Consider the following 5531-nt stretch of genomic DNA (forward strand, 5'->3'; position numbering starts at 1 on the left):
AAAAGGGGATGGTCGCTAAAATCGAGCAGGTCATTAAGAAGCGGCATAAGAAAACGGCTCCCTGTTGTGGAAGCCGTTATAGTGCAGCAGTTTAAGGATCGGTCAACCGATCCTTAACTGATCGGCATTGCGCCATCCGGTGGGTTTTTGTCAGTTACGCAGGCGTGGTGCCTGAAGCTGTTGGCGTATCGAGGCAGCCAGTTCGTCCATTGACGGCTGTTCAGGGTGCTCGTCGTCATCTTCAGAACTAAGCTGAGCTTCGGCGAGATAGGTATGAATCGCCTGGCCATCATCATCTTCCATCACAACGTGGTACCAGGGAGCGGCGCGAAGTGCGTTATTGTCGGCCAGTTCATCTTCCTGTGGCTCATCAAGCGAATACTCAGGGTCAATGTCAACCACTACGCCCAGATAGCCCAGTAAAGAATGGCGAACCTGCTGGCCAATACCGAATTTGCTGGCAATCATAGTCACCTCCCGGGAACATTACTCTGCATAGTGATATGCGGGCAATTCTCCACTTTTCAAGCTACATGACTCGACAGGCAAACCCTTTCAGATACAGCCCTTCCGGGTAGGTTGCGATCACCGGGTGATCGGCCGACTGACGGAACTGCTCTATAAATTGTACATCACGCCCGGCATCTACGGCGGCGTCGGCGATGATTTTCTGGAATAAATCTGTGGTCATCAGCCCCGAGCAGGAGAAGGTCATCAGAATGCCGCCAGGATTCAGGAGCTGAATGGCTAGCATGTTGATGTCTTTGTAACCACGGCAGGCGCCCGCCAGCTGGTTTTTGTTTTCAACAAATTTAGGCGGATCCATTACGATGACGTCGAACTTCTCGCCCCGATCGCGGTATTTACGCAGCAGCTTAAAGACATCGTCACGCAGGAATTCTGCTTTGCTTAGGTCAAGCTTATTTAGCTCAACGTTTTGTTTGGCAATATCCAGTGCATCCTGAGAGGTATCAACGCTCACCACCTGGCTACAGTTGCCCATCAGTGCGGAGACGGCAAAACCACCGGTGTAAGAGAAGCAGTTCAGTACACGCTTATTATCAACGTAGCGGCGAGTGGCGAAACGGCTGTCGCGCTGATCGAGGTAATAGCCGGTTTTATGCCCGCCCTGAATATCCACCAGCAGCTTCATGCCGTGCTCTTCAATTGGCAGCAGGGCGGGTGGCTGCTCACCGCTCACCGGCCCCTGAGTCAAAGCCATGCCTTCTTTCTTACGCACGGTCACGTCAGAGCGGTCGTAAATGGAGCACTCCGGATAGAGCGATTGCAGGGCGGCAACCAGCGCCGGACGTTGATATTCTGCGCCTGCAGACAGCAGTTGCAGCACCAGGAAGTTACCGAAACGGTCGATGGTCACGCCTGGCAGACCATCAGACTCACCGGCAATCAGGCGATAGCTGTCCAGCCCGTCACGCTTAGCCAGCCAGTCTCGCCACTGCTGCGCCTGCTGGAGGCGACGGGTGAAGAAGGCGATATCGATGCTCTCATCCTGATTGAAGGTCCAGACGCGGGCGCGGATTTGCGACTCAGGGGAGAAGGCGGCACGGGCAAGCCATTTGCCCTGGCTGTCCACCACATCGACCGTTTCACCGAGATTGGCCTTGCCTTCCAGACGCGCAACCGCGCCGGAGAACACCCATGGATGACGGCGCAATAACGACTTCTCACGCCCTTTGGCTAACACTAAACGTACGCTCATAATTTATTTGCTGCTTCGCTAAGAAATGAGCGCCATTTTCCGGGTTAGAGCATGTAATTGCAATTTATTCACGTGAAAGGCCTCACGGCGTTGGCCGCGGCGTAAGAAAAAATTATGCGCCCTGTTAGACTGAGAGCAGATTTGAGACTGGAGAAGAAACAATGGCGGATTCACAACGGCAGTGCGTTAAGTGCTGGGTTCACGGCATGGTGCAGGGCGTGGGCTTTCGTTACAGCACGCAGCGTGAGGGAGAAAAACTCGGCTTAACCGGTTACGCCCGTAATCTTGATGATGGCAGCGTTGAGGTGGTGGCTTGCGGTGAGGCTGAGCAGGTTGAAAAGCTGCTGGCGTGGCTAAAAGCCGGAGGGCCACGTAGCGCGAGGGTTGACAAAGTTTTGACTGAACCTCATCAACCCGAACGCGAATGGGTCAACTTTGGGATTCGTTACTAGATGCACTTCACCGGCTTTGGCAGGCCTGCGATTTTCGTAGCCTGTTTTGCCGGGCCTTTCGGGAACAGGCGATAGAGATAACGGCTGTTGCCTTTCTCTTCGCCAAACTTGTTCGCCATGGCCTTAACCAGCATACGGATAGCCGGGGAGGTATTAAACTCCAGGTAAAACTCGCGCACAAAGCGCACGACTTCCCAGTGTTCTACCGCGAGGGTAATTCCTTCTCCAGCGGCAATCACTTCCGCCAGCGGCTCGCTCCACGCCTGGCTGTTTTTCAGGTAGCCATCGGTGTCTGTTTCTATTTCTTTACCTTCGAAGGTCAACATAGTTATCCACTATTCACGTCAAATCGGGCGCAGTGTAGCAAATTTTCCCTGTCGGCTTAAGAGCCGGTGTAGAGGCAAAAAAAAGAGAATGCACAGGGCATTCTCTTTTCAGAAGTGACCGTATCAGTTAGTCGCGGCTGGCAAACCCAAGGATGCTCAGCAGGCTAACGAAGATGTTGTAAAGTGAAACATACAGGCTTACGGTCGCGCGGATGTAGTTGGTTTCACCGCCGCGAATAATGTTGCTGGTCTCAAACAGAATGGCGCCGGAAGAGATCAGGATAAACACCGCGCTAATTGCCAGATGCAGGGCCGGGAGCTGCAGGAAGATGTTAGCCACCATACCAATCAGCACGACTACAACGCCCGCCATCAGCATGCCGCCGAGGAAGGACATGTCTTTGCGCGTGGTCAGCACATAGGCCGAGCAGCTGAAGAACACCAGCGCGGTTCCGCCCAGCGCCATACCAATGACATCGCCCATACCGGCAGAAAGATAGGCGTTAAGCATTGGCCCCAAGATGTAGCCCAGGAAGCCAGTAAAGGCGAACGCAGACAGAATGCCCACCGGTTTGTCAGCGGTTTTGTAGGTCAGGAACATCAGACCATACATACCCACCAGCGTCAGAATAAGCCCCGGAGAAGGCAGCATTAAGACGGTACTGGCCGTTGCGGTCAACGCGGAAAATGCCAGCGTCAAACTCAGCAGGAAATAGGTATTACGTAGCACTTTGTGAGTGCTGAGCAGTGACGAACGGTCACGCGAGGAGGTAATAATGCGATCCATTCTAAAACTCTCTCTTTTACAGGTGTTTTATGGTGATGAGCATAATGCCCACCTTTATTAGACAAAAGCCTTTTTACCCATCTTTACCTCGTGCAGCTTATCACATTGTACAAAATTAATGCCATAACACCCACTTATAGGTGGCTGAAAAATATTGCTTTATTGATGAAAGGTGACTAAGAGTGTTAGCCGTACCGTCGTTAAATAACATCAATAAGGCGTAGGTCATGAAAACAAACAACAACACATTCTCAAAATCATTGGTTGCTCTGGGTTTGCTCAGCGCTATTTCCAGCGCATGGGCAGCGGACGTTCCGCCGGGAACCGAGCTTGCAGCCAAACAGGAGCTGGTGCGTAACAACGGCAGTGAACCGGCGTCGCTTGACCCGCATAAAGTGGAAAGCGACGTTGAGGGGAATATCATTGGCGACTTCTTTGACGGGCTGATTCGCGTCAAAAATGATGGCACCATCGAACCGCATCTGGCCGCAAAGTGGGAGAACCAGGACAACAAAGTCTGGACGTTCCATCTGCGCCCGGGGATCAAGTGGTCCAACGGTGAGCCCATTACCGCGCAGGACGTAGTCTGGAGCTGGAAGCGTTTAGTGGACCCTAAAACGGGTTCCCCTTATGCCACTTACCCCGGCACGATGCACATAGAAAATGCGAATGATATTGCCGAAGGCAAGAAGCCGGTTGATAGCCTGGGCGTGAAGGCGCTGGATGCCAACACCGTGCAGGTGACGCTGGATCAGCCAACGTCGGCCTTCTTGCTGATGCTGGGCCATACGTCGATGGTGCCCGTGAGTGAAGCGGCCGTAGAAAAATTCGGGGATAAATGGACTCAGCCTGTCAATTTCGTGAGCAGCGGCCCGTATAAGTTGTCGCAGTGGGTGGTGAATGAAAAAGTCGTCGGCGAGCGTAATAAGCAGTACTGGGACGACGCGCATACGGTGATTAATAAGGTGACTTACCTGCCCGTTACTTCCGGCACAGCAGATATTAACCGCTATAAGGCAGGTGAGATAGACATCACCTATACCGTGCCGGAAACGCTCTTTGCCTCACTGAAGAAATCCATTCCGGATCAGGTCCATATCACGCCTTACCTCTCTACCTACTATTACGAATTTAATACCACTAAAGCACCGTTCAATGACCCGCGTGTTCGACTGGCGCTGAATTTGGCGCTGGATAAAGACATTATTGCCGGGAAAGTATTAGGGCAGGGGCAAAAGCCCGCGTGGCTTGTGAGTCAGCCTAAAATTGGCGGTATTGAGCTTAAACCAGCGGATTACGGCAGCTGGAGCCACGATAAGCGCATTGCGGAAGCGAAAAAACTACTGGCAGAGGCGGGCTTCAACGAGAAGCATCCGCTGCAGTTCAACCTGCTATACAACACGTCTGAATCTCACCAGCGTATCGCTATTGCCGCCAGTTCGATGTGGAAGAAAAACGTTGGCGTTGAGGCTAAGCTACAAAACCAGGAATGGAAAACCATGCTGGATACTAAACGCACCGGCAACTATGACCTGGTGCGCTATGGTTGGATTGCCGACTATGATGATGCGGCTACCTACCTGAACAACTTCCGTACCGGCGACAGCCAGAACAGCTCAAAATACAGCAACCCTGCTTATGACGAGATTATTGCCAAAGCTTCGCAGGCCGGCAGCGTGGAAGAACGTGCAAAATACTATCAGCAGGCCGAGGATATTCTTGCGAAAGACGTTCCGACCATTCCTATCTACCACTATGTGAAGGTTCAACTGGTAAAACCTTACGTGGGCGGCTATGCGCCAAGCACGCTGGGTAAATATCTCACCCAGGATATGTACATCAAAAAGCATTGATGCCGACGCTGCCCCCGTCTGGGGGCAGAAAAGCGGTTTGAAAGTAAACATATTGATGATGTTTCAGGCAAATAACACAAATATGATGAAATTTCAGGCGATTGAACAAAATCGTGCTTTACATGAAGTATGGCTATGTTTATAGTTCGCCTCGTTGGAAGTGTGGCCGAGCGGTTGAAGGCACCGGTCTTGAAAACCGGCGACCCGAAAGGGTTCCAGAGTTCGAATCTCTGCGCTTCCGCCAGATTTATCAAGGGGTTAGCTTAGGCTGGCCCCTTGTGTTTTTAGGCTATTGGTATACTGTTGGTATATTCACTTGGTATATTCTGCCTGTTGACGGCTAAGTTTATTTGTGTATTGCCTGTGTGTATCCACTGAAAATTTCCTCCATTA

General features: G+C 51.9%; 6 protein-coding genes and 1 tRNA gene. 3 read left to right on the forward strand and 4 right to left on the reverse strand.

Features of this window, described 5'->3' with window-relative positions; all coding sequences use genetic code 11:
• Positions 1 to 150 precede the first annotated feature (150 nt).
• Both hspQ and rlmI read right to left on the reverse strand, forming a co-directional pair.
• Entirely contained in the window at positions 151 to 468 is a 318-nt protein-coding gene (gene hspQ, locus VGM55_RS23965) for a heat shock protein HspQ (RefSeq protein ID WP_154184948.1), read from the reverse strand.
• 61 nt (positions 469 to 529) lie between these two features.
• Positions 530 to 1720: a 23S rRNA (cytosine(1962)-C(5))-methyltransferase RlmI gene (rlmI, locus tag VGM55_RS23970; protein ID WP_154184947.1), complete on the reverse strand. Its 1191-nt coding sequence runs from the start codon at positions 1718 to 1720 to the stop codon at positions 530 to 532.
• A gap of 161 nt (positions 1721 to 1881) precedes the next feature.
• Between rlmI and yccX the strand changes: the two genes are divergently transcribed.
• The gene (yccX, locus tag VGM55_RS23975; protein ID WP_154184946.1) at positions 1882 to 2172 is read left to right on the forward strand and encodes an acylphosphatase; all 291 of its coding nucleotides are present in this window, start codon (positions 1882 to 1884) and stop codon (positions 2170 to 2172) included.
• On the opposite strand, the gene tusE is transcribed toward yccX, so the two are convergent.
• Together tusE and yccA are read right to left on the reverse strand one after the other, a co-directional pair.
• Positions 2169 to 2498, reverse strand: coding sequence for a sulfurtransferase TusE (gene tusE, locus VGM55_RS23980; protein WP_154184945.1), 330 nt, complete (start codon positions 2496 to 2498; stop codon positions 2169 to 2171). The two genes, yccX and tusE, sit on opposite strands and share 4 nt — an antisense overlap.
• Positions 2499 to 2625: 127 nt before the next feature.
• Positions 2626 to 3285 (reverse strand): FtsH protease modulator YccA, encoded by a 660-nt coding sequence (gene yccA, locus VGM55_RS23985; RefSeq protein WP_016535682.1) that lies wholly within the window; start codon positions 3283 to 3285, stop codon positions 2626 to 2628.
• Between the two features lie 227 nt (positions 3286 to 3512).
• Between yccA and VGM55_RS23990 the strand changes: the two genes are divergently transcribed.
• Together VGM55_RS23990 and VGM55_RS23995 are read left to right on the forward strand one after the other, a co-directional pair.
• Positions 3513 to 5138, forward strand: a complete 1626-nt coding sequence (locus VGM55_RS23990) for an ABC transporter substrate-binding protein (RefSeq protein ID WP_154184944.1) — start codon at positions 3513 to 3515, stop codon at positions 5136 to 5138.
• 156 nt (positions 5139 to 5294) lie between these two features.
• Positions 5295 to 5382: transfer RNA gene (locus VGM55_RS23995), tRNA-Ser, on the forward strand.
• The last annotated feature ends 149 nt before the right edge of the window (positions 5383 to 5531 follow it).

Origin of the sequence: Cedecea sp., assembly GCF_036500665.1 — a bacterium.
In the GTDB taxonomy this organism is placed as follows: domain Bacteria; phylum Pseudomonadota; class Gammaproteobacteria; order Enterobacterales; family Enterobacteriaceae; genus Cedecea.

Bases quoted from the DNA above. Each gene is read 5' to 3' on its own strand.
- yccX (WP_154184946.1), top strand. From the start codon at position 1,882: ATGGCGGATTCACAACGGCAGTGCGTTAAGTGCTGGGTTCACGGCATG.
- yccA (WP_016535682.1), bottom strand. From the start codon at position 3,285: ATGGATCGCATTATTACCTCCTCGCGTGACCGTTCGTCACTGCTCAGC.
- tusE (WP_154184945.1), bottom strand. From the start codon at position 2,498: ATGTTGACCTTCGAAGGTAAAGAAATAGAAACAGACACCGATGGCTAC.
- VGM55_RS23990 (WP_154184944.1), top strand. From the start codon at position 3,513: ATGAAAACAAACAACAACACATTCTCAAAATCATTGGTTGCTCTGGGT.
- rlmI (WP_154184947.1), bottom strand. From the start codon at position 1,720: ATGAGCGTACGTTTAGTGTTAGCCAAAGGGCGTGAGAAGTCGTTATTG.
- hspQ (WP_154184948.1), bottom strand. From the start codon at position 468: ATGATTGCCAGCAAATTCGGTATTGGCCAGCAGGTTCGCCATTCTTTA.